Genomic DNA, 20543 nt, shown 5'->3' with positions numbered 1-20543 from the left:
GGTGGTTTTGCCCAGTCGTGACGCGTGCCGGGGACTGCGCGAAGGCCCCGCAGGTGTTTACGTGGTGTCGGACATTCCGGGATTCCCCGTCACGGAGGTGTACACCATGGCAGACGCCGCGCCGCGGCTCCAGGGCCTCTTCGCACAGTTGCTGGGAGCACCACTACCGGTGCGCATCCGCGCCTGGGACGGTTCGCAGGCGGGCCCGCCGGGCGCGCCGACCCTGGTCGTACGCAACCGCCGCGCGCTGCGCCGCCTGCTGTGGAAGCCGGGTGAACTGGGCCTGGCCCGCGCCTGGGTGGCGGGTGACCTCGACATCGACGGCGACCTCTACACCACCCTCGACCTGCTGGCCGGTCACATCTGGGAGCGCGACGAGGACGCCCGCACCCTCGCCCAGGCCCTGCGCGACCCCGAGGTCCGCGCCGCCGTACGCGGGCTCGTCAAGCTCGCCGGGACCCCGCTGCCGCCCGCCCCGCCCCGCGAGGAGGCCCGCCGGCCCCGCCGCAAGCTGCACACCAAGCGCAGCGACAGACGCGCCATCAGACACCACTACGACGTCGGCAACGACTTCTACGAGATCGTCCTCGGGCCCTCCATGGTGTACTCCTGCGCCTACTGGCCCAGCCCGGACAGCACCCTCGAACAGGCCCAGCACGACAAGCTCGAGCTGGTCTGCCGCAAGCTCGGCCTGACCCCCGGCCAGCGGCTGCTCGACGTCGGTTGCGGCTGGGGCTCCATGGCCATCCACGCCGCCCGCGAGCACGGCGTGAGCGTCGTCGGCGTCACCCTCTCCCAGGAGCAGGCCGCGTACGCCCGCAAGCGCGTCGCCGACGAGGGGCTCACGGACAAGGTCGAGATCCGCGTCCAGGACTACCGCGACGTCCGCGACGGGCCCTACGACGCGATCTCCTCCATCGGCATGGCCGAACACGTCGGCGCCGAACGGTACCTGGAGTACGCCGGCGACCTGTACGGGCTGCTGAAGCCCGGCGGGCGGCTCCTCAACCATCAGATCGCCCGCCGGCCGGTGCGCGACGAGACGGCGTACGACGTCGACTCCTTCATCGACTCCTACGTCTTCCCCGACGGCGAGCTCCAGCCCGTCGGCATGACCGTCGCGATGCTGGAGCGCGCCGGGTTCGAGGTGCGCGACGTCGAGTCGATCCGCGAGCACTACGCCCTCACCCTGCGGCAGTGGGTCGCCCGCCTGGAGGCCGGCTGGCAGCGTGCCGTCCAGCTCACGAGCCCGGGCCGGGCCCGCGTCTGGCGCCTGTACATGGCCGCCTCCGCGCTCGCCTTCGAACGCAACCGCATCGGCGTCAACCAGGTCCTGGCCGTCCGCACCCCCGAGTCCGGGGCGTCGGGCATGCCCCTGCGCGCCCGCACCTGGAACTGAACACGGCAGGGCCCCGGTACCTGCCGGCGGGACCGGGGCCGTTCGGTGGCGGCCGGGGAGAGGGAGAACCGGGACCGCACTCGCGGCCCGTTTCCGGGCCGGGCCGCGAGCCCGCGGAGCTGCCGAACGGGTGACGCGGCCCCCGCATCCCCTCCGGGCCGCGCGGCCCCGCACCCGAGACGTCGAGGGCCCCTTTCCCACCGTGGGAAAGGGGCCCTCGCATGTCCGGCGCTACTCCGCCTTGATCGCCTCCAGCATGTTCAGGCGGGCCGCCCGACGGGCCGGCCACAGCGCGGCGAGGACACCCACCGTCGCGGCCAGCAGGAGGAAGATCCCCATCCGTGCCCAGGGCAGGATCAGTTCGTAGGTCGCCAGCTTCGTGGCCAGCAGCTCACCGGCCGCCCAGCCGAAGAACACGCCCAGGCCGATGCCCAGCACCGCGCCGAACAGGGAGATCACCAGGGACTCCAGACGGACCATCCGCTTGATGCCCTTGCGGTCCAGACCGATCGCCCGGAGCATGCCGATCTCCTGGGAGCGTTCGAAGACCGACATGGCCAGGGTGTTGATGACACCCAGGACCGCCACGATCACCGCCATGGCGAGCAGGCCGTAGACCATGTTCAGCATCAGCGTGAACATCTGCGCGATCTCGTTGGAGATGTCCTGCTTGTCCTGAACCTTGACGGCCGGGTTGGTGCCGAGGGCCTTCTCCAGCTTGTCCTGGGTCGCACCGGACGTGCCGCCGGCGGTCTTCACCATGACCTTCATGTTGTACGGGTCCGACTCGTGCGGCGCGAGGATCTTCTCGTCGAGCAGGATGCCGCTCAGGAAGTCGTTGCTCTCGTACGTGCCGGCGACCGTGAGCCTCTGCTTCTTGCCGTCCTCGAAGGACACGGTGAAGGCGGAACCGGCCTTCCAGCCGAAGGACTTGGCGGTGTCGCTGTCCACGACGGCCTGGGCGCCGCCGACCTCGAAGGAACCGGTGTCGACCTTCGGGCCGGCCAGGTCGCCGATCGCGGCGCCGTTGACGCCGGTCAGGTACTCGGTCCGGCCGTCGATCCGGGAGGCGGCGTTGAGCATCGGGCTGGTGGCGGTGACGCCGTCGGTCCGCTCCAGCTTCTTCTCGACGTCCGGCGACAGCGCGTTGCCGTTCGCCATGGACACCACGTAGTCCGCCTTGATCGACGACGACGCCATCTTCTCGATGGCCTGCTGGAGGCTGCCCGCCATCACCGTCATGCCGGTGATCAGGGTCAGGCCGATCATCAGCGCGGAGGCGGTGGCGGCCGTACGGCGCGGGTTGCGCACCGAGTTCTGCCGGGCCAGCTTGCCGGAGACACCGAAGGCGCGCAGCACCGGCGCCGCGGCGGCGATCAGCGGGCGGGACAGCAGCGGGGTCAGGATGAACACACCGATGATCAGCAGCACCGCGCCGAGGCCCATGGGTACCTGGCCGTCCGAACCGTCCATCGTCGTGGCCACGAGGACCACCGCGACGCCCGCGGCCGAGACCAGGGCGCCCAGCGTGTTGCGCAGCACCAGCGACTTCGTCGTGGCCTTGGCGTGCACGCTGTTCATGGCCGCCACCGGCGGGATCTTCGCGGCCCGGCGGCCCGGCAGCCAGGCCGCCAGCATGGTGACCAGGATGCCGACCGCGAGCGCGGCGACGATCGTGGTGGGCTTGATGACCAGCGGCCCGTCGGGCACGGACCCGCCGAACGTCCCCATGAGGGAGCGCAGTCCGGCTCCGATGCCGATGCCCGCGACGAGCCCGGCCACGGCGGCGACCGCGCCCACGACGAACGCCTCGACGAGCACGGACCGTGTCACCTGCCGGCGGGAGGCACCGACCGCACGCATCAGCGCGAGCTCCTTGGTGCGCTGGGCGACCAGCATGGTGAAGGTGTTGGCGATGATGAAGGTGCCGACGAACAGGGCGATGCCGGCGAAGACGAGCAGGGCCGTCCGCATGCCGCTCATCGACTGGGAGATCATCTGCGCCTGGTCGTCGGCGAGCTCCTTGCCGGTGGTGGTCTCGACCGTGCCCTCGGGCAGTGCCTTGTCCAGTTCCGCCTTCAGCGCGGCCTGCGAGACGCCCGGCTCAGCCTTGACGTCGATCTGGTCGAACACGCCCGCCTCGCCGAACAGCTTCTGGGCGGTCGCCGTGTCGAAGAGGGTGAGGCTGCCGCCGGCCGCGACGTTGCCGTCGTCGGTGGTGAAGATGCCGGTGATCTTCGGGGTCAGGACCGGGCCGTCGACCGACATGCGTACGGTGTCGCCGACCTTGTACCCGGCGCGCTTCGCCGTCTCGGAGTCGATGAGGATCTCGCCCGGGCCCTTGGGGGCGTGACCGCTGAGCAGGGGATAGCGCGGGTCCTTGGCGCCCCAGTAGTTGCCGCCCTGCGACTGGAAGCCCTCGCCGATGAGCTTGCCGTCCTTGTCGGCCAGGGCGGTGAAGCCCTGCACGACCCCGATGGCGGACGCGGCCCCGGGGACCCGCTCGCTCTTGTCGAGGGTGGCCCGGGTCAGGTCGTGGGGCTTGCCGGCCCGGTCGCCCTCGGCCTCCTGGTAGCCCGCTGTCACGGCGACGTCGACCTGGTCGAAGCCCTTGGCCGAACTCTTCTGGAAGGCGTCGGAGATGGTGTTGGTGAAGACCAGGGTCCCCGACACGAAGGCCACGCCGAGCATCACGGCGAGGACGGTCATCAGGAGCCGGGCCTTGTGCGCGAGCACGTTGCGCAAGGCGGTACGGAACATGGGTTTCTTCTTCTCGGTCCTGTCGGTCCTGACGGGGGATCAGCTGGTGCGGCCCTTGGCGTCGAACGCCTTCATGCGGTCCAGGACCGACTCGGCCGTCGGCCCGTACATCTCGTCGACGACCCGGCCGTCCGCGAGGAAGAGCACCCGGTCCGCGTAGGCCGCGGCCACCGGGTCGTGGGTCACCATCACCACTGTCTGGCCCAGTTCGCGCACGGAGTTGCGCAGGAAGCCCAGCACCTCGGCGCCCGAGCGCGAGTCGAGGTTTCCGGTGGGCTCGTCACCGAAGATGATCTCGGGCCGGGAGGCCAGCGCCCGGGCCACGGCGACGCGCTGCTGCTGACCGCCCGACAGCTGGGAGGGCCGGTGGCCGAGCCGGTCCGCCAGACCGATCATCCGGATCACGGAGTCCAGCCACTCCTTGTCCGGCTTGCGGCCCGCGATGTCCATCGGAAGGGTGATGTTCTCCAGGGCCGTCAGGGTCGGCAGCAGGTTGAACGCCTGGAAGATGAAGCCGATCTTGTCCCGGCGCAGCTTCGTCAACTGCTTGTCCTTCAGGGAGCCGAGCTCGGTGTCGCCGATGCGCACCGACCCGGAGGAGAAGGTGTCGAGACCGGCCACGCAGTGCATCAGGGTCGACTTGCCGGAGCCGGAGGGGCCCATGATCGCGGTGAACTCGGCCTGCCGGAAGTCCACGGAGACCCGGTCCAGGGCGACCACCTGGGTCTCACCCTGTCCGTAGATCTTCGACAGATCCGTGGCGCGCGCGGCCACGGTGGTGGCCCGGTCGGTGAGCGGTGCGGTGGTCACGGGATGGCACTCCTGTCGGACGACGGTGTTCTTGGAAGGACTCGTTCCATCGTCCGGGTCCCACGCCGCCGTGTAGTCACCCGTTGTTCCGGTTCCGAGGGCCGACTCCGGTCTGACCGCGAGGGGCGGAGTCATACCTGGGGATGACGAACGCCCCTGAGGGGACCGGGTGTCCGGAACCGCGTGTTCCGGATGTCGGGAAAATGAGCGGTCAAGTGTCAAGAACAGGTGGAGTGCCCTCGTTCGAGAGGTGAAATTCCGTCATTCCGGCTGCGCCGCCGACGGTCGCACGCAAGGCTATTGGCAAGTGCGGATGGCGCGTTCCGTGTGCTGATGCACCCTCAGACGTCAATAAAATAAGACAACATCGGTCCGCCCTTCCGCTGTTCGGGGGACACGTCCCGATAGTCTCGGAACCTCGATGCGGAGCCCATGGCCTGCCCGGATGGTGGAATGCAGACACGGCGAGCTTAAACCTCGCTGCCCCTTCGCGGGCGTGCCGGTTCGAGTCCGGCTCCGGGCACCTTCCGATCGCTGTGTCGTCCATTGAGAAGTTCGCGGCGTGACCGTTGACAGCGGTCGCGTGCCGTCAGAGACTCGCATCCGATATTGGTGAAGGAATTTTCACCTGGCGAACACATGGACGAACGGATGGGAAGGGGTCGCCCGATGCGCACCACCGTCGGCATCATCGGAGCCGGCCCCGCCGGCCTCCTCCTGGCCCGGCTGCTCCACAACGCCGGTATCGACTCGGTCGTCCTGGAGAGCCGCGACCGCGCCTACGTCGAACGGCGGCAGCGCGCCGGGATCCTGGAGCAGGGCACCGCGGACGTACTGCGCGCGGCCGGCGCCGGGCAGCGCATGGACCGCGAGGGGCTGCGCCACGACGGCATCGAACTGCGCTTCGACCGCAGGCGCCACCGCGTCGACTTCCCCGCCCTCACCGGCGGACGCTCCGTGATGGTCTACGCCCAGACCGAGGTCTGCAAGGACCTCATCGCCCTCCAGCTCGCCGAGGGCGGACCGCTGCTGTTCGAGGCGGAGGCGCTGGCCGTGGAGGACGCCGCTACCGACGCCCCGCGCGTCCGTTTCCGGCACGAGGGTCGCGAGGACGTCCTGGAGTGCGCGTACGTCGTCGGCTGCGACGGCTTCTGGGGCGTCGCCCGCAAGGCGATCCCGGCCGAACTCACTCAGGTCTTCGAACGGACGTACCCCTTCGGCTGGCTCGGCATCCTCGCCGACGTGCCGCCCTCGCACGACGAGCTGGTCTACGCCCGCCACGACCGCGGCTTCGCCCTTCTCTCCATGCGCTCGCCGTCGGTCTCCCGCCTCTACCTCCAGGTGCCCGACGGCACCGACGCCGAGGCGTGGAGCGACGAGGCGATCTGGGACGAGCTGGAGCGCCGCTTCGAGACCGCCGACGACTGGTGCCTGGAGCGCGGCCCGATCACCCAGAAGTCGGTCACGCCCATGCGCTCCTACGTCCACGAGCCCATGCGCCACGGCCGCCTCTTCCTGGCGGGCGACGCGGCGCACATCGTGCCGCCCACCGGCGCGAAGGGGCTGAATCTCGCCGTCGGTGACGTCGTGACGTTCGCCCGGGCCCTGGCCCACCAGCAGGAGACCGGATCATCGGCACTGCTCGACGCCTACTCGGAGACCTGCCTGCGCCGGGTCTGGCAGGCCGAGCGGTTCTCCTACGACATGACGACCCTCCTGCACCGCGCCCCCGGCGCGACCGGCTTCGAGGACCGGCTCCAGCTCGCCCGGCTGGACCGGATCGCCTCCTCCCGCGCCGCAGAGACCGATCTGGCCGAGGGGTACACGGGCTTCCCGTTCGGGTGATGCGCCGGTCGATGCGGGGGCGGCGTCAGCGGGTGATCTCCGTCCGGTTCCGGACGTGTCGCAGCTTGGTGATGAATGACCCCCTCCGGTGGGGGGAATCACGAAGCCGCGTAGCGTGTTGCGCAGCACGACGAGGGAAAGATCCTCCCCAAGCACTAGGGTCTTTCCTTTGCCTACCTATTACTCTTGAGCCAAGGCCACGCAGCGTTGGCCATGGAGGAGTGAAATGAGGAGCAGAAACCCGGTCTTCTCGCGACGGGGGTTCAGCCGCGACAACGGCTACGCGGGCTTCAACACCGCGCCGCAGGCCGGGGGTCCCGCTGTCGCCACCCAGGGCAACCCGTACGCACAGCCGACGGGCAACCCCTACGCGCAGAACCCGTACGCGCAGAACCCTTACGCCCAGCAGGACCTGCAGTACGGCGCGCCGCCGCAGGCCCCGGCCACCACCGGCCGGATGACCATCGACGACGTCGTCCTGCGCACGGCGAGCACCCTCGGTGTGCTCATCGTCACCGCGGCGCTCTCCTGGGCCCTGCTGCCGGTCGACGACGCCAACATCAGCCGCAGCTACGGCATCGGCATCGGCGCCGCGCTGATCGGCATGGTCCTGGCGTTCGTGCAGTCCTTCAAGCGCAAGGCCTCGCCCGCGCTGATCCTCACGTACGCCGCGTTCGAGGGTGTCTTCCTCGGCGTCGTGTCCAACATCGTCGACAGCCACATCGCCGACGGCGCGGCCATGCAGGCCGTGATCGGCACCATGGCGGTCTTCGCCGGTGTGCTGATCGCCTACAAGGCCGGCTGGATCCGCGTCAACCGCCGCTTCTACGGTTTCGTGATGGCGGCCGCGCTCGGCTTCATCCTGCTGATGATGGTGAACCTGCTGTTCGCGGTGTTCGGCGGCGGTGACGGCCTCGGCTTCCGCAGCGGTGCCCTCGGTGTCGTCTTCGGCATCGTCGGCGTCATCCTCGGTGCTTGCTTCCTCGCCCTGGACTTCAAGCAGGTCGAGGACGGCGTCGCCTACGGCGCCCCGCGCGAGGAGGCGTGGCTCGCGGCCTTCGGTCTGACGCTGACGCTGGTGTGGATCTACATGGAGTTCCTGAGGCTCATCTCGATCCTCAACAGCAGCGACTAGTACTGACCAGTCGTACGCGAGGGGCCCCGGCACAGCCGGGGCCCCTCGTCGTGGTGCGCGCCTAGAGCAGTTTGCGCGCGGCCCTCCTCAGGTCGTACTCGTGGACGATCGCCTTGGCGTGGCCGTATGCGAGGTTGTGTTCGTGCCGGAGCCAGCTGACCTTTTCCTCGAAACGGAAGAGTGCCGGGCCTTCTTCGACGGTGCGCAACCAGTCGGAGATATCACGACCGGTGCAGTGGGGGATGCGGGCGAGCATGTTGCGATGGGTCTCTTCGGAGAAGACTTGGGACATCGGCGCCTCCGGACGCTGGGATGTAAGCCGGTCCTTCAGGTCACCGTGCCTGAGTGTTCGCCCGTTGGCAACAGTCCCGGTGCGACGCGTACGCTCGCGGCGTGGTTGATACGACGCCTCTGACCCGTGCGGTGGATCACTTCGCCGATCGTTTGAGGGCCGCGCCCCAGAGCCGGTTGCAGCGGGGCGCTGCCGCTGAGGCTCTCGGGCTGGCCCGGGAGTTGTCCCGGAGGGCGCAGGTGCTCGAGGGTCTGGAGCCTCGGGAAATGCCGGATGCGGGGATGTTCGCGGCCGCAGATCAGATCACCGTTGCCGGGCATGATCTTGCGGTGGTGATTCCCAGTGGTGCCGACGTCGATGACGCGGTGCGGTTGGTCGAGGAGGCGCAGAAGCGGGCGGGGGTCTGAGCGGCGCTCCTCTACAGGGACGCGATGACCCTGTCGGCCAGGATGTAGACGTTCTCCTCGCCGCACTCGAACGTCAGGGTGTAGGCGCCCGAGATGCCGGAGCCGCCCAGGAGGACCGGGGTCCTGCCTGCGCGCAGAGCCTCGGCCAGGTGCTCCGCCGTCTCCCGGTGGCCCGGGGTCATGCACAGGGTCGTGCCGTCGGCGAAGACGTAGACGTCCAGGGTGCCCAGGGGGCCCGGGCGGACGTCCGTCAGTTCCACGCGCTGGGCGGCCAGCTCCTCCAGCGTGGCGACCGTGCGCTCGTGGTCGTTCACCACCGGCGACTGCGTCGGCACGAAGTCCGGGTGGGAGGGGTGGCGGCGGCGGGCGGCGGCCAGCTCCGGGGACTCCGCGGCCGGCTCCTCGGTGTCGGCGCCGGGCTCGGACACCGGCTCCAGGCCCGCGAAATCGGCCTGCCGGGGCAGGAACAGGTCGACGTCGGGCAGACCCAGCAGGGGCGGTGCGTCGGAGGCGTCACGGGCCTCCTGGGCGGCCCAGAACGCCCGTGCCTCGGCGAGCTCCCGCTCGCGCTCCTCCGCGAGCGCCGCCGCCACGGCGGCCCGTATCTCGTCGGTGTCGGCCGGCGTGCGGGCGGCGGGGAGCAGGGCACGGGTGGTGGCGGCGCGGTTCTCGGCCAGCGCGGTGTGCAGGGCCGCGACCTGTCGGCGCAGCTGGAGGACGGTGCGCAGGACGGCGACGCCCACGGCGCCCGTGGCGGCCGTGGTGACCAGCAACGCGATCGGCATGGCGCTCACTGACGTACTCCCGGTTCAAAGTCGACCCCCGACTTCCTACATCAGCTTGAAGGGCGGACTAACCAGCTGTCAGTGCGTAACGTCACGAAACGGACAGGGCTTGGATGCCGGGGGAGGGGGTGGGGCTGTTGTGACCTGGGCTTCTCTGCGTGTAGAGGGAGATAGGTCACATCCTGAGGGAGATTGGATCACAAAACAGCCCAGAACCCCGGAGTTTCCGGGGTTCTGGGCCAAGACCTCACGGTGCGTGCTATGGCGGCTACGGTCAGGCGCTCAGCTGAGGCGCTCGATGACCATGGCCATGCCCTGGCCGCCGCCGACGCACATCGTCTCCAGGCCGAACTGCTTGTCGTGGAACTGGAGGGAGTTGATGAGCGTGGTGGTGATGCGGGCGCCGGTCATGCCGAAGGGGTGGCCGACGGCGATGGCGCCGCCGTTGACGTTCAGCTTCTCCAGCGGGATGCCCAGGTCGCGGTAGGAGGGGATCACCTGGGCGGCGAACGCCTCGTTGATCTCGACCAGGTCGATGTCGTCGATGGTCAGCCCGGCCCGCTTCAGGGCCTGGTTGCTCGCCTCGACCGGGCCGAGGCCCATGATCTCGGGCGAGAGGCCGGAGACGCCGGTCGACACGATGCGGGCGAGCGGGGTGAGGCCCAGCTCGCGGGCCTTGGTGTCGGACATGATCACGAGCGCGGCGGCACCGTCGTTCAGCGGGCAGCAGTTGCCGGCCGTGACCATGCCGTCGGGGCGGAAGACCGGCTTGAGGCCCTGGACGCCCTCCAGGGTGACGCCGGCGCGGGGGCCGTCGTCCTTGGAGACGACCGTGCCGTCGGGGAGGGTCACCGGGGTGATCTCGCGCTCCCAGAAGCCGTTCTTGATGGCCTCTTCGGCGAGGTTCTGCGAGCGGACGCCGAACTCGTCCATGTCCTGGCGGGTGACGCCCTTGGCGCGGGCCAGGTTCTCGGCGGTCTGGCCCATGGCGATGTACGGGTCGGGCAGCAGGCCGTCCTCGCGCGGGTCGTGCCAGGTGGAGCCCTCGGACTGGGCGGTCGCGGCCGTGCGGGCCTCGGCCTCGGCGAAGAGTGGGTTGTGCGTGCCGGGCATGTCCGAACTGCCGTTGGCGTACCGGGAGACCATCTCGACGCCGGCCGAGATGAAGACGTCGCCCTCGCCCGCCTTGATGGCGTGCAGGGCCATGCGGGAGGTCTGCAGGGAGGACGAGCAGTACCGGGTGACGGTGCAGCCCGGCAGGTGGTCCATCCCCATCTGCACGGCGACGATGCGGCCGAGGTTGTGGCCCTGCTCGCCGCCGGGCAGGCCGCAGCCGAGCATCAGGTCGTCGATGTCCTTCGGGTCCAGCTCGGGGACCTTCGCCAGGGCGGCCTGGACGATCGTCGCGGTCAGGTCGTCCGGGCGGAGGTCCTTGAGGGAGCCCTTGACGGCGCGGCCGATGGGGGAGCGGGCGGCTGAGACGATCACGGCTTCGGGCATCACGGCTCCATTGACGTACCGGGTGGTCTGGCTGGGCTGTCTGGGAAGTTACCCGTACGTATGGGCTGGGTCACGGGTATGGCGATGTGACCCTGACCGCAGTTTTCTAAGCGCTTGCTTTTTCCGGCCTCCCGGGACTCTCCTCAGTTCGACGGCGTGGCGGGAGCCGGCTCCTGCTCGGATACCCGCCGGCGGCGCCGGCGCTTCAGCAGCGCCCACGGTCCCCTCGGACCGCTCGGCATGGCGGCCGTGACCTCCGTACCCGCCTCCGACGCGGCCTCCGCCGCCGCCCGGGCCACCGGCAGGAAGCCCTCGCGACGGGAGGCGTCCGGGCGCTCCTCCTCGGCCGGCCACAGACCGAGGGAGGCGCAGACGGTCGGCAGGACCGCCATCGCCGCCGTCGCGTAGCCCTCGGCGGAGGGGTGGTAGCTGTCCGGGCCGAACAGCTCCCGCGGGTTCGCGGCGAACTCGGGGCCGAGCAGATCGCCCAGGGACACGGTGCGGCCGCCCTGTTCGACGACTCCGATCGTCTGGGCGGCCGCCAGCTGGCGGGAGGCCCGTCGGGCCAGCCAGCGCAACGGTTGCCGGACCGGCTCGATCGTGCCCAGGTCGGGGCAGGTGCCGACCACGACCTCCGCGCCGGCCGTGCGCAGCCGCCGAACCGCCGAGGACAGGTGGCGGACCGAGCGGGTCGGGGGCATGCGGTGGGTGACGTCGTTCGCGCCGACCATGATCACGCAGATGTCCGGTACCGGGCGGGGGGCGGCCAGTACCAGGGCCACCTGGCGGTCCAGGTCGTCCGAGCAGGCACCGGGCGTCGCCACCGTGCGCAGCTCCACCGGGCGTTCCGCCAGGGCCGCCAGGCCCGAGGCCAGCAGTGCGCCCGGCGTCTGCCCGGCCCGGTGCACGCCCTGGCCGGCGGCCGTGGAGTCGCCCAGCATCGTCAGCCGCAGCGGCTCCACACCGGGATGGGCGTACGCCTGGCCGTACCGCCCGTCCGCGTTCGGCACATGCGCCGACGTGCCGTTGCCCACCCGGCGCCGCGCCAGCTGGACCTCCGCCAGCACCAGCCCGGCGGCCGCCGCCCCGGCCAGACCGATCCCGCCGCCGCCGTATGCCGCGCCCGCCGCGATCCGCCGGGCCACCCGCGCCCTCGACATGCTCGTCATGCGTCGCCGCCACCTCCTCGAACCCGTACACCCAGTGCTTGCCCCGTACAGACCGTCGCCCAATCCCAACGGGGAGTGAACGACCGTCACGGATGACCCGGCAGGGCCTAGGCTGGCGGCACCAACTACGACCACTTCTGCGGCAACCGGAGACAACGGTGCAGTTCCACGACTCGATGATCAGTCTCGTCGGCAACACCCCGCTGGTGAGGCTCAACAGCGTGACCCAGGGCATCAGGGCGACCGTCCTGGCCAAGGTGGAGTACTTCAACCCCGGCGGGTCCGTGAAGGACCGCATCGCCCTGCGCATGATCGAGGCGGCAGAGGAGAGCGGCGCGCTCAAGCCGGGTGGCACGATCGTCGAGCCGACCAGCGGGAACACCGGCGTGGGTCTCGCCATCGTGGCGCAGCAGAAGGGGTACAAGTGCATCTTCGTGTGCCCCGACAAGGTGAGCACCGACAAGATCAACGTGCTGCGCGCCTACGGCGCCGAGGTCGTCGTCTGCCCGACCGCCGTGGACCCCGAGCACCCGGACTCCTACTACAACGTCTCCGACCGGCTGGTCCGTGAGACGCCCGGTGCCTGGAAGCCCGACCAGTACTCCAACCCGAACAACCCCCTCTCCCACTACCACTCCACCGGCCCCGAGCTGTGGGAGCAGACGGAGGGGAAGATCACCCACTTCGTGGCGGGCGTGGGCACCGGCGGCACCATCTCCGGGACCGGCCGCTATCTGAAGGAGGTCAGCGACGGCAGGGTGAAGGTCATCGGCGCCGACCCCGAGGGGTCCGTCTACTCCGGCGGGTCCGGGCGGCCGTACCTGGTCGAGGGCGTCGGTGAGGACTTCTGGCCCACCGCCTACGACCGGACCGTCGCGGACGAGATCGTCGCCGTGTCCGACAAGGACTCCTTCCAGATGACCCGCCGCCTGGCCAAGGAGGAGGGCCTGCTGGTGGGCGGCTCCTGCGGCATGGCGGTCGTCGCCGCGCTGGAGGTCGCCGAGCGGCTCGGCCCGGACGACGTCGTGGTGGTCCTGCTGCCGGACAGCGGCCGCGGCTACCTCAGCAAGATCTTCAACGACGAGTGGATGGCCGACTACGGCTTCCTGGAGGACGCGGGCCCGAGCGCCCGCGTCGGCGACGTGCTCGCCGACAAGGAGGGCGACCGCATGCCCTCCCTCGTCCACATGCACCCGGAGGAGACGGTCGGCCAGGCCATCGACGTACTGCGCGAGTACGGCGTCTCGCAGATGCCGGTCGTCAAGCCGGGCGCGGGCCACCCCGACGTGATGGCCGCCGAGGTCGTCGGCTCGGTCGTGGAACGCGAGCTGCTGGACGCGCTGTTCAGCAAGAGCGCCTCCCTGGAGGACCCGCTGGAGAAGCACATGTCCGGCCCGCTGCCCCAGGTCGGCTCCGGCGAACCCGTCGCCGACCTGATGGCCGTCCTCGGCAAGGCGGACGCGGCGATCGTCCTCGTCGAGGGCAAGCCGACCGGGGTGGTCAGCCGGCAGGACCTGCTGTCCTTCCTCGCCCGCTCCGCGAAGTGACGGCGAACGGCCGGTGAACCCCCCGCGAACCGGGTGCACTTGGCGTTCGTCCGCGATCTTCGTGGACTTCGCGGAAGTGGTACGAGCGCGACACGTTCGCGCAGCACCCGCTTAACACGAGTCCTGCACATTAGGGGTGTCGGCAGGGCGGGAGCGGCTCCCCGCCCCGGCCGGCGCCGTTGGCGTCAAGGACCTCCGGAGCGGCTCCCGGACCTCCACCGACGTCACAGACGCGAGGGCCCGGCCTGACCAGGCCCGCGTCTTACGCGGGGACCGCCGTCGTCCCGCCCCCCGTTCACGGGGGTGCGGCGGTCCCCGCGCTTTTCCTTGTCCGGTCAGGGCAGCCGGCCCGCTTCCTTCGCGGGCGTCAGCCGGCCCGGCTCGTCACCCAGCTCCCCAGCAGCGCGAGCCGCTCCGCCGTCTCCGAGCCCGGTTCGGGCGTGTACGCCACGATCGTCTGGTCCGGGGCGGCCGGGATGGTGAGGGTCTCGTACGGGAGGGTCAGCAGGCCCGCGACCGGATGCCGGAGCTGCTTCACCCCGTGGTCGCAGGGCTTGACCAGGTGGTCCGCCCACAGGCGGCGGAAGTCGTCACTGGCGCGGGAGAGTTCACCGACGAGCCTGCCCATGACGGGGTCGTCGGGATGGTGGCCCGCGTTGAGGCGGAGGTGGGCGACCGTCTGGGAGGCGATCGCCGCCCAGTCCGGGTAGAGGTCGCGGGCGGTGGGATCGAGGAAGACGCGGCGAGGCATGCCGCGCTCGCCGGGGGCCAGGTCGCTGAAGCCGATCACGGCGTCACCGAGGGCGTTCCAGGCGAGGACGTCCATACGGTGGTCCAGGACGTACGCGGGGTTGCGGTCCAGGCCGTCCAGGATCAGCTGGACACCCGGGCGCACCCGGGACGCGGCCTCCCGGTGCGCGGATTCCCGGGACGCGGCCGGACCGCCCTCGGCCCGCCGACGGGGCCGGGCGACCGCCCGCAGATACGCGTGCTCCGCCTCGTCCAGCCGCAGTACCCGCGCGACCGCGTCCAGCACGGCGTCCGAAACTCCCCCGGGTCCCCGGCCCTGCTCGAGGCGGATGTAGTAGTCGACGCTCACCCCGGCCAGCTGCGCCACCTCCTCACGACGCAGCCCCGGGACCCGGCGGCGGCCGTAGGAGGCCAGCCCCACGTCTTCCGGCTGGATACGGGCGCGGCGCGAGCGCAGGAAGTCTCCCAGTTCTCCGTCCATGGCATTGAGCCTAGGCGGCCCGGCGCCGGCGAACCTGGTACTGCCAGACCCAGGAAAAGCGCCGCCCTGGGTACGGCCGCCGAGGAGGCCGAGGGTGGTGGACGACGCCGGGGAGACGCCCCGGCCACCACCGAGGGGACACTCCATGCCGTACGAGAACCTGGCCGGCCGTACCGCCGTCGTCACCGGAGCCGCGAGCGGGATCGGTGAGGCCGTCGCCGTACTGCTGGCCGCCCAGGGCGCGCGGGTGGCGCTGCTGGCCCGGCGTGAGGAACGGCTCGCGGCGCTCGCCGGGAAGATCCGCGCCGACGGCGGGCAGGCCCTGGCCGTCGCCGCGGACGTCACCGACGAGACGTCCGTGACCGACGCAGCCGACCGGATCCACGCCGCGTACGGGACGGTCGACCTGGTCGTGAACGCCGCCGGCGTCATGCTGCCGCACCCCGTCGACGCCCGGCGCGCCGACGAGTGGCAGCGGATGCTCGACACCAACGTCACCGGCGTGCTGCGGATGATCGGCGCCTTCACCGGCGACCTGGTGGGCGCCGCCGCGGACGGCCGTAGCGCCGACATCGTGAACATCTCGTCCATCGCCGCGCACGTCAGCTTCCCGAACTACGCGGTGTACGGCGCGACCAAGGCCGCCGTCACCTACCTGTCGGAGTCCCTGCGCGGCGAGTTCGGGCCGCGGGACGTCCGGGTCACCAACATCGAGCCCGGGTTCGTCGAGAGCGAGCTGCGCACGCACATCGCCGACGCGGAACTCTCCCGGCAGGTGGAGGGCATGCTGGACGAGGTGGGCGCGCTGTCCGCCGAGGAGCTCGCCGACCTGGTCGCCTACGTGACGAGCCGCCCGCGCCGGGTCAACCTGCGGCAGATCGTCGCGCTGCCGACCCGGCAGGTGTGAACGGCGTGCCGACCCGGCAGGTCTGAACGGCGTGCTCCCGCTCAGTCCTCCCAGTCGCTGTTCCGGGAGGACTGGCGGCGACCGCCGAACAGGCCCGGGTTGGTGCGGGCGGCCTGCACGACGTTGACGCCGACGATGCCCGCCCAGGCGGCGAGCAGGCCGGGCAGATGGGCCACGCCCCCGCCGATCGCGGACAGCGGCACCGCGAGGACCAGGGAGACGATCCCGAAGCCGAAGCGCTCGCCCCAGGAGTCCGTGGCCCGCGGCGACCGGGAGTCCCGGGCCGTCTGCATCTGCTGCTCGGCGAGCTGCCGGCGCACCCGGCGGTCCACCGCGCCGTCGATCCGCTGGTCGACCTTCTCCAGGAACGAGTCGACCAGCGCGGACTCGTACTCCTCGCCCAGCTCCCTGCGCGCGTGCAGGGTGGCGTCGAGTTCCTTCTTCAGGTCGGTGTCCCGCGCGTCCATTCCGGTCATGCCCTCACGGTAGAAAGCCGGGCCGCCGGCCGCACTGGGGTTAGCCCCCCTGTCCGGGCTGGGGCTGTCCCAGTCAACCGGTGAGACCCGGAACTGAACAGCACGCCAGGACGAGCGGAGTCAGGGCTGCCGCTGCGGCGAGGGCCGCACACACGGTCCGCGGTGCGGGAGAGCTCGGGGCCTGCGGTGTGAGGATGCGGCGCATGCGCAACACCGCCGACGGTCCGCCCGCCGCGAAGGCCATGTGGGGTGCCTGACCGGATGCCACCGCGTACAGGGCGGTGGCGAGTGCGTCCCGCGAACACCGGCGCAACGCCCGGTCGTCGGCTGCCATCTCCAGCAGCAGGGGCACCTCGGTGCGAGCCAGCCGGGCCAAGGGCAGTTCGCGGAAACTGGCGGCGAAGGCCCTGGCGGCGGCCACCAGCAGATGGTGGCGGCCGGTGATGTGCGCCCGCTCATGCTCCAGCACGGCTGCCACCTGCTGCCCGGTCAGGACCTGGAGTGCCCCGGAACTGACCACGATGTGAGGCGCACGGCCCGGCAGGCAGTACACGGCCGGGGTGTCGTGCTGCAGCACGGTGGCGCTCAACCCCGGTCGCCGGCCGCCGACGAGGCGCAGCAGTTCGGCGTGACGTGCCCGCAGGCGCCTCGCGCTCAGCAGTTCGCGTACGAGGACGGCAGTGAACGCGGCGGGCACGAACGCCGCCGCGGACAGGGCCGCCCCCACGCGGGCGTCCAGGCCTGCCAGGCCGTTCGGGAACATGGCCCCCCAGTGCGCGCCGGCGGAGACGAGGCAGGCCTCGGCGAAGCGGGACAGGGGGTGGCCGCCCGCTGCCGGAAGCAGCAGTTGCAGGACCGTCAGGGACACGGAAGCGATGAGGGACACCCCGAGCAGGACCCACGTCGTGAGAGCCAGCCGGGGTGTCCGGTGCGCCCAGTCGCCGCGGGCGAGCACCTTCGGCAGCAGCACTCCGACCACCAGGGTGATGATCAGAGGCGGCAGCGCGTGATGACCGGGGACGAGTGACGGGCCCGGGAGACCGAGGAGTGCGGTCACGAGGGCGCTCCGGGCTCTCCGGTGCCGCCTGGGGCACGGCCCGTCGCGCGCAGTGCGGCGGCCAGCGCGGACACGTCCTCCGGCGACATGTGTTCCACGAATCGCTGCAGCGCGGCCTGGCGGTCCTCGGTGTTGCCGAGCGCGTCCTGCATGAGGGCGGCGGTGTATTCCTCACGGCTGCGCACGGGTTCGTACAGCCAGGCGCGCCCGGCCTTCTCGCGGCGGAGCAGGCCCTTGCGGTGGAGGATGTCCGCGACCGTCATCACCGTCGTGTAGGCGACGGGACGCATGTGGTTGATGTCGTCGACGATCTCGCGGACCGTGGCAGGCCGTCCCCAGCGCCAGAGCCGGTCCATGATTTCGGCTTCGAGGTCACCCAGCCGTCGCACCCTTCCCCCTCTTCCTCCCCGTCGCCGAGGTGCCTCACATCGTATGGCACCCCTGGTCGCCGCAGCCTGGCCGCGGGCTGGGCGTGAGCAGCGCCGGGCCCGGGCGGCTGAGCCGCCCGGGCCCGGAAAACGGTCGGCCGCTTCAGCGGTCGGCGGGCTGGAAGCCGCGCAGGCGCAGGCTGTTGCCGACCACGAAGACCGAGGAGAAGGCCATGGCCGCTCCGGCGATCATCGGGTTGAGCAGGCCGGCGGCGGCCAGCGGCAGGGCGGCGACGTTGTAGGCGAAGGCCCAGAAGAGGTTGGACTTGATGGTGCCCAGCGTCTTGCGGGACAGGCGGATGGCGTCCGCCGCGACCCTCAGGTCGCCCCGCACGAGCGTCAGGTCGCCCGCCTCGATCGCGGCGTCCGTGCCCGTTCCCATCGCCAGGCCCAGGTCGGCCTGGGCCAGTGCGGCGGCGTCGTTGACGCCGTCGCCGACCATGGCGACCGAACGGCCCTCGCCCTGCAGGCGCTTGACGGCGTCGACCTTGTCCTGCGGCATGACCTCGGCGATCACGTGCTCGGCGGCGATGCCCACCTCCGCGGCGACCGCTTCGGCGACCGCCTTGTTGTCACCGGTGAGCAGGATGGGCGTCAGGCCCAGGGCACGCAGCCGCTCGATGGCCTCCGGGCTGGTCTCCTTGACGGCATCGGCGACCTCCAGGACCGCGCGGGCCTCTCCGTCCCAGGCGACCGCGATGGCGGTGCGCCCGGCCGCCTCGGCCTCGTCCTTGGCGCGCCGCAGCTCCTCCGGCAGGGACATGGCCCATTCGGCGAGCAGCTTCTCGCGTCCGACGAGGACCGCGTGACCCTCGACGATGCCCTGGACGCCGAGACCGGCGATGCCGGCGAAGTCCTCCGGAGCGGGGAGCGTGCCGACGCGGGCGGTGGCGCCGGAGGCGACGGCCTGGGCGATGGGGTGCTCGGAGGAGTGCTCCAGGGCGCCGGCGAGGCGCAGGACGTCGTCCTCGTCGGTGCCGTCGGCGGTGTGCACGGCGAGCAGGGTCATCTTGCCGGTGGTGACGGTGCCGGTCTTGTCCAGGACGACGGTGTCGACCTTGCGCGTCGTCTCCAGGACCTCGGGGCCCTTGATGAGGATGCCGAGCTGGGCGCCGCGGCCGGTGCCGACCATGAGGGCGGTCGGCGTGGCCAGGCCCAGGGCGCACGGGCAGGCGATGATCAGGACGGCGACCGCGGCGGTGAAGGCGGCGGTCAGTCCGGCGCCGTTGCCGAGCCAGAAGCCCAGCGTGCCGAGCGCCAGGGCGATCACGACCGGGACGAAGACCGCGGAGATCTGGTCGGCGAGCCGCTGGGCGGCGGCCTTGCCGTTCTGCGCGTCCTCCACGAGCTTGGCCATGCGGGCGAGCTGGGTGTCGGCGCCGACGCGGGTGGCCTCGACGACCAGGCGGCCGCCGGCGTTCAGCGTGGCACCGGTGACGGCGTCCCCGGCGCCGACCTCGACCGGTACGGACTCGCCGGTGAGCATGGAGGCGTCCACGGCGGACGAGCCCTCGACGACCACGCCGTCGGTGGCGATCTTCTCACCGGGCCGCACCAGGAACCGGTCGCCGACCTTGAGTTCGCCGACGGGAATGAGCTCTTCCCGGCCGCCCCGCACCACCGTGACGTCCTTGGCGCCGAGCTCCAGCAGGGCCTTCAGCGCCGCGCCCGCCTTCCGCTTGGAGCGCGCCTCGAAATACCTGCCGGCGAGGATGAAGGCCGTGACACCCGCCGCGGCTTCCAGGTAGATGTTCCCGGCGCCGTCGGTGCGGGCGATGGTGAGTTCGAAGGGGTGGGTCATGCCGGGCGTGCCGGCCGTGCCGAAGAACAGCGCCCACAGGGACCACAGGAACGCCGCCGAGGTACCGACGGAGATCAGCGTGTCCATCGTCGCGGCACCGTGCCTGGCGTTCGTCCAGGCGGCCTTGTGGAAGGGCCAGGCGGAGTACGTCACCACGGGCGCCGCCAGCGTGAGCGAGAGCCACTGCCAGTACTCGAACTGCAGCGCCGGGACCATGGCCATCGCGATCACGGGTACGGCGAGTGCCACGGCTGCGGTCAGCCGCTGGCGCAGTGGCCGCAGCTCGTCGCTCTCCTCCTGGGCCGAGCCCTCACCGGACGCCGGGGCGTCGGAGCGGGCGGTCTCGGGCTGCGGCTCCCGTGCGGTGTAGCCGGTGGCCTCGACCGTGGCGATCAGGTCCGAGACCGTCACGTCCTCGCGGAAGGTGACCTTCGCCTTTTCGGTGGCGTAGTTGACGGTGGCCTCGACCCCGTCCAGGCGGTTGAGCTTCTTCTCGATCCGGGCGGCGCACGAGGCGCAGGTCATGCCGCCGATGGCGAGTTCGACCTCGGCGGCGCCGGGCGTGGTGGTGGTCATGTCTGCTCCTCGGAGCTCACGGACGCGATGTGCGAAAGAGACGGGGGGAACGGGGGCCGCGGGGATGTGCGGCCCCCGCCCGGCTCGTGGGCCGGTCAGGCGGTCACGCGGCCGGCGAAGTCGTAGCCGGCCTCGTCGACGGTCTTGGCGATCAGCGCGTCGAGCGCCTCGTCGGGCTCGGCCGCGGTCGTCACCGTGACCAGGCCGGTGCCGATCTCGACCTCGACCGAAGTGACCTCGGCCAGCTCGCCCACGGCCTTCTGGACGACGCCCTGGCAGTGCGCGCTGCCCACGCCGTCGACCTTGTAGGTGGTCTTGATCTCCACCGTGGTGTGGCAGCTTCCGTCGGGGGTGCAGCAGTTCGACACGGGGTCCTCCGCGACTAGTGGTTCCAGTGGTTGTCATACCCCAGGGGGGT

At 71.2% G+C, this 20543-nt stretch carries 18 protein-coding genes and 1 tRNA gene; 7 read left to right on the top strand and 12 right to left on the bottom strand.

Annotated elements, in window-relative coordinates; all coding sequences use genetic code 11:
- Positions 1 to 106 precede the first annotated feature (106 nt).
- On the top strand, positions 107 to 1399 hold the full coding sequence (locus AC07F0_RS00475; protein WP_436727830.1) for a class I SAM-dependent methyltransferase: 1293 nt from the start codon (positions 107 to 109) through the stop codon (positions 1397 to 1399).
- Positions 1400 to 1630: 231 nt separating this feature from the next.
- On the opposite strand, the gene AC07F0_RS00470 is transcribed toward AC07F0_RS00475, so the two are convergent.
- Together AC07F0_RS00470 and AC07F0_RS00465 are read right to left on the bottom strand one after the other, a co-directional pair.
- A complete protein-coding gene (locus tag AC07F0_RS00470) occupies positions 1631 to 4159 on the bottom strand; it encodes an ABC transporter permease (protein ID WP_478972317.1) in 2529 nt (842 codons plus the stop codon).
- A 39-nt stretch (positions 4160 to 4198) separates the two neighbouring features.
- The gene (locus AC07F0_RS00465) at positions 4199 to 4969 is read right to left on the bottom strand and encodes an ABC transporter ATP-binding protein (RefSeq protein WP_356927650.1); all 771 of its coding nucleotides are present in this window, start codon (positions 4967 to 4969) and stop codon (positions 4199 to 4201) included.
- Between the two features lie 439 nt (positions 4970 to 5408).
- On the opposite strand from AC07F0_RS00465, the gene AC07F0_RS00460 reads away from it, so the two are divergent.
- From AC07F0_RS00460 to AC07F0_RS00450, 3 genes are all read left to right on the top strand, one after another.
- Positions 5409 to 5492, top strand: a tRNA-Leu gene (locus AC07F0_RS00460).
- 146 nt (positions 5493 to 5638) lie between these two features.
- Positions 5639 to 6814: a 4-hydroxybenzoate 3-monooxygenase gene (locus AC07F0_RS00455; RefSeq protein WP_478972314.1), complete on the top strand. Its 1176-nt coding sequence runs from the start codon at positions 5639 to 5641 to the stop codon at positions 6812 to 6814.
- A gap of 226 nt (positions 6815 to 7040) precedes the next feature.
- Positions 7041 to 7949, top strand: a complete 909-nt coding sequence (locus AC07F0_RS00450) for a Bax inhibitor-1/YccA family protein (protein WP_436727834.1) — start codon at positions 7041 to 7043, stop codon at positions 7947 to 7949.
- A 61-nt stretch (positions 7950 to 8010) separates the two neighbouring features.
- Here AC07F0_RS00450 and AC07F0_RS00445 read toward each other — a convergent pair whose 3' ends face one another.
- A complete protein-coding gene (locus tag AC07F0_RS00445; protein WP_306966512.1) occupies positions 8011 to 8241 on the bottom strand; it encodes a DUF4287 domain-containing protein in 231 nt (76 codons plus the stop codon).
- A gap of 101 nt (positions 8242 to 8342) precedes the next feature.
- Between AC07F0_RS00445 and AC07F0_RS00440 the strand changes: the two genes are divergently transcribed.
- Positions 8343 to 8648: a hypothetical protein gene (locus tag AC07F0_RS00440; protein ID WP_436727835.1), complete on the top strand. Its 306-nt coding sequence runs from the start codon at positions 8343 to 8345 to the stop codon at positions 8646 to 8648.
- Positions 8649 to 8659: 11 nt separating this feature from the next.
- On the opposite strand, the gene AC07F0_RS00435 is transcribed toward AC07F0_RS00440, so the two are convergent.
- From AC07F0_RS00435 to AC07F0_RS00425, 3 genes are all read right to left on the bottom strand, one after another.
- Positions 8660 to 9442 (bottom strand): hypothetical protein, encoded by a 783-nt coding sequence (locus AC07F0_RS00435; RefSeq protein ID WP_436727836.1) that lies wholly within the window; start codon positions 9440 to 9442, stop codon positions 8660 to 8662.
- Between the two features lie 273 nt (positions 9443 to 9715).
- Positions 9716 to 10933, bottom strand: a complete 1218-nt coding sequence (locus AC07F0_RS00430) for an acetyl-CoA C-acetyltransferase (protein WP_478972311.1) — start codon at positions 10931 to 10933, stop codon at positions 9716 to 9718.
- Between the two features lie 143 nt (positions 10934 to 11076).
- A complete protein-coding gene (locus tag AC07F0_RS00425) occupies positions 11077 to 12102 on the bottom strand; it encodes an SGNH/GDSL hydrolase family protein (protein WP_478972308.1) in 1026 nt (341 codons plus the stop codon).
- A gap of 158 nt (positions 12103 to 12260) precedes the next feature.
- Between AC07F0_RS00425 and AC07F0_RS00420 the strand changes: the two genes are divergently transcribed.
- Positions 12261 to 13649, top strand: coding sequence for a cystathionine beta-synthase (locus tag AC07F0_RS00420; protein ID WP_436727838.1), 1389 nt, complete (start codon positions 12261 to 12263; stop codon positions 13647 to 13649).
- A gap of 367 nt (positions 13650 to 14016) precedes the next feature.
- Here AC07F0_RS00420 and AC07F0_RS00415 read toward each other — a convergent pair whose 3' ends face one another.
- The gene (locus tag AC07F0_RS00415) at positions 14017 to 14880 is read right to left on the bottom strand and encodes a helix-turn-helix transcriptional regulator (protein ID WP_478972305.1); all 864 of its coding nucleotides are present in this window, start codon (positions 14878 to 14880) and stop codon (positions 14017 to 14019) included.
- A 145-nt stretch (positions 14881 to 15025) separates the two neighbouring features.
- Here AC07F0_RS00415 and AC07F0_RS00410 point away from each other — a divergent pair, with 145 nt between their 5' ends.
- Positions 15026 to 15787 carry an SDR family oxidoreductase gene (locus AC07F0_RS00410; protein ID WP_436727840.1) on the top strand — a complete coding sequence of 254 codons (762 nt, stop codon included), beginning with the start codon at positions 15026 to 15028 and terminating at the stop codon, positions 15785 to 15787.
- Between the two features lie 41 nt (positions 15788 to 15828).
- Here the strand turns inward: AC07F0_RS00410 and AC07F0_RS00405 are convergent, their stop codons facing one another.
- From AC07F0_RS00405 to AC07F0_RS00385, 5 genes are all read right to left on the bottom strand, one after another.
- Positions 15829 to 16254, bottom strand: coding sequence for a hypothetical protein (locus AC07F0_RS00405; RefSeq protein ID WP_478973546.1), 426 nt, complete (start codon positions 16252 to 16254; stop codon positions 15829 to 15831).
- An 82-nt stretch (positions 16255 to 16336) separates the two neighbouring features.
- Complete coding sequence (locus AC07F0_RS00400; RefSeq protein WP_478972302.1) at positions 16337 to 17320, bottom strand: M56 family metallopeptidase; 984 nt, start codon at positions 17318 to 17320, stop codon at positions 16337 to 16339.
- Positions 17317 to 17709, bottom strand: a complete 393-nt coding sequence (locus AC07F0_RS00395; RefSeq protein WP_436727842.1) for a BlaI/MecI/CopY family transcriptional regulator — start codon at positions 17707 to 17709, stop codon at positions 17317 to 17319. Before AC07F0_RS00395 ends, AC07F0_RS00400 begins: the two co-directional genes overlap by 4 nt.
- 142 nt (positions 17710 to 17851) lie before the next feature.
- Positions 17852 to 20125: a heavy metal translocating P-type ATPase gene (locus tag AC07F0_RS00390; RefSeq protein WP_478972299.1), complete on the bottom strand. Its 2274-nt coding sequence runs from the start codon at positions 20123 to 20125 to the stop codon at positions 17852 to 17854.
- Between the two features lie 95 nt (positions 20126 to 20220).
- Positions 20221 to 20493, bottom strand: a complete 273-nt coding sequence (locus AC07F0_RS00385; RefSeq protein WP_478972296.1) for a heavy-metal-associated domain-containing protein — start codon at positions 20491 to 20493, stop codon at positions 20221 to 20223.
- Positions 20494 to 20543 lie beyond the last annotated feature (50 nt).

Source organism: Streptomyces sp. NPDC045955, from assembly GCF_056430805.1.
The sequence above is the reverse complement of the archived record's forward strand: the minus strand, read 5'-3'. Positions and strand labels throughout refer to the sequence as shown.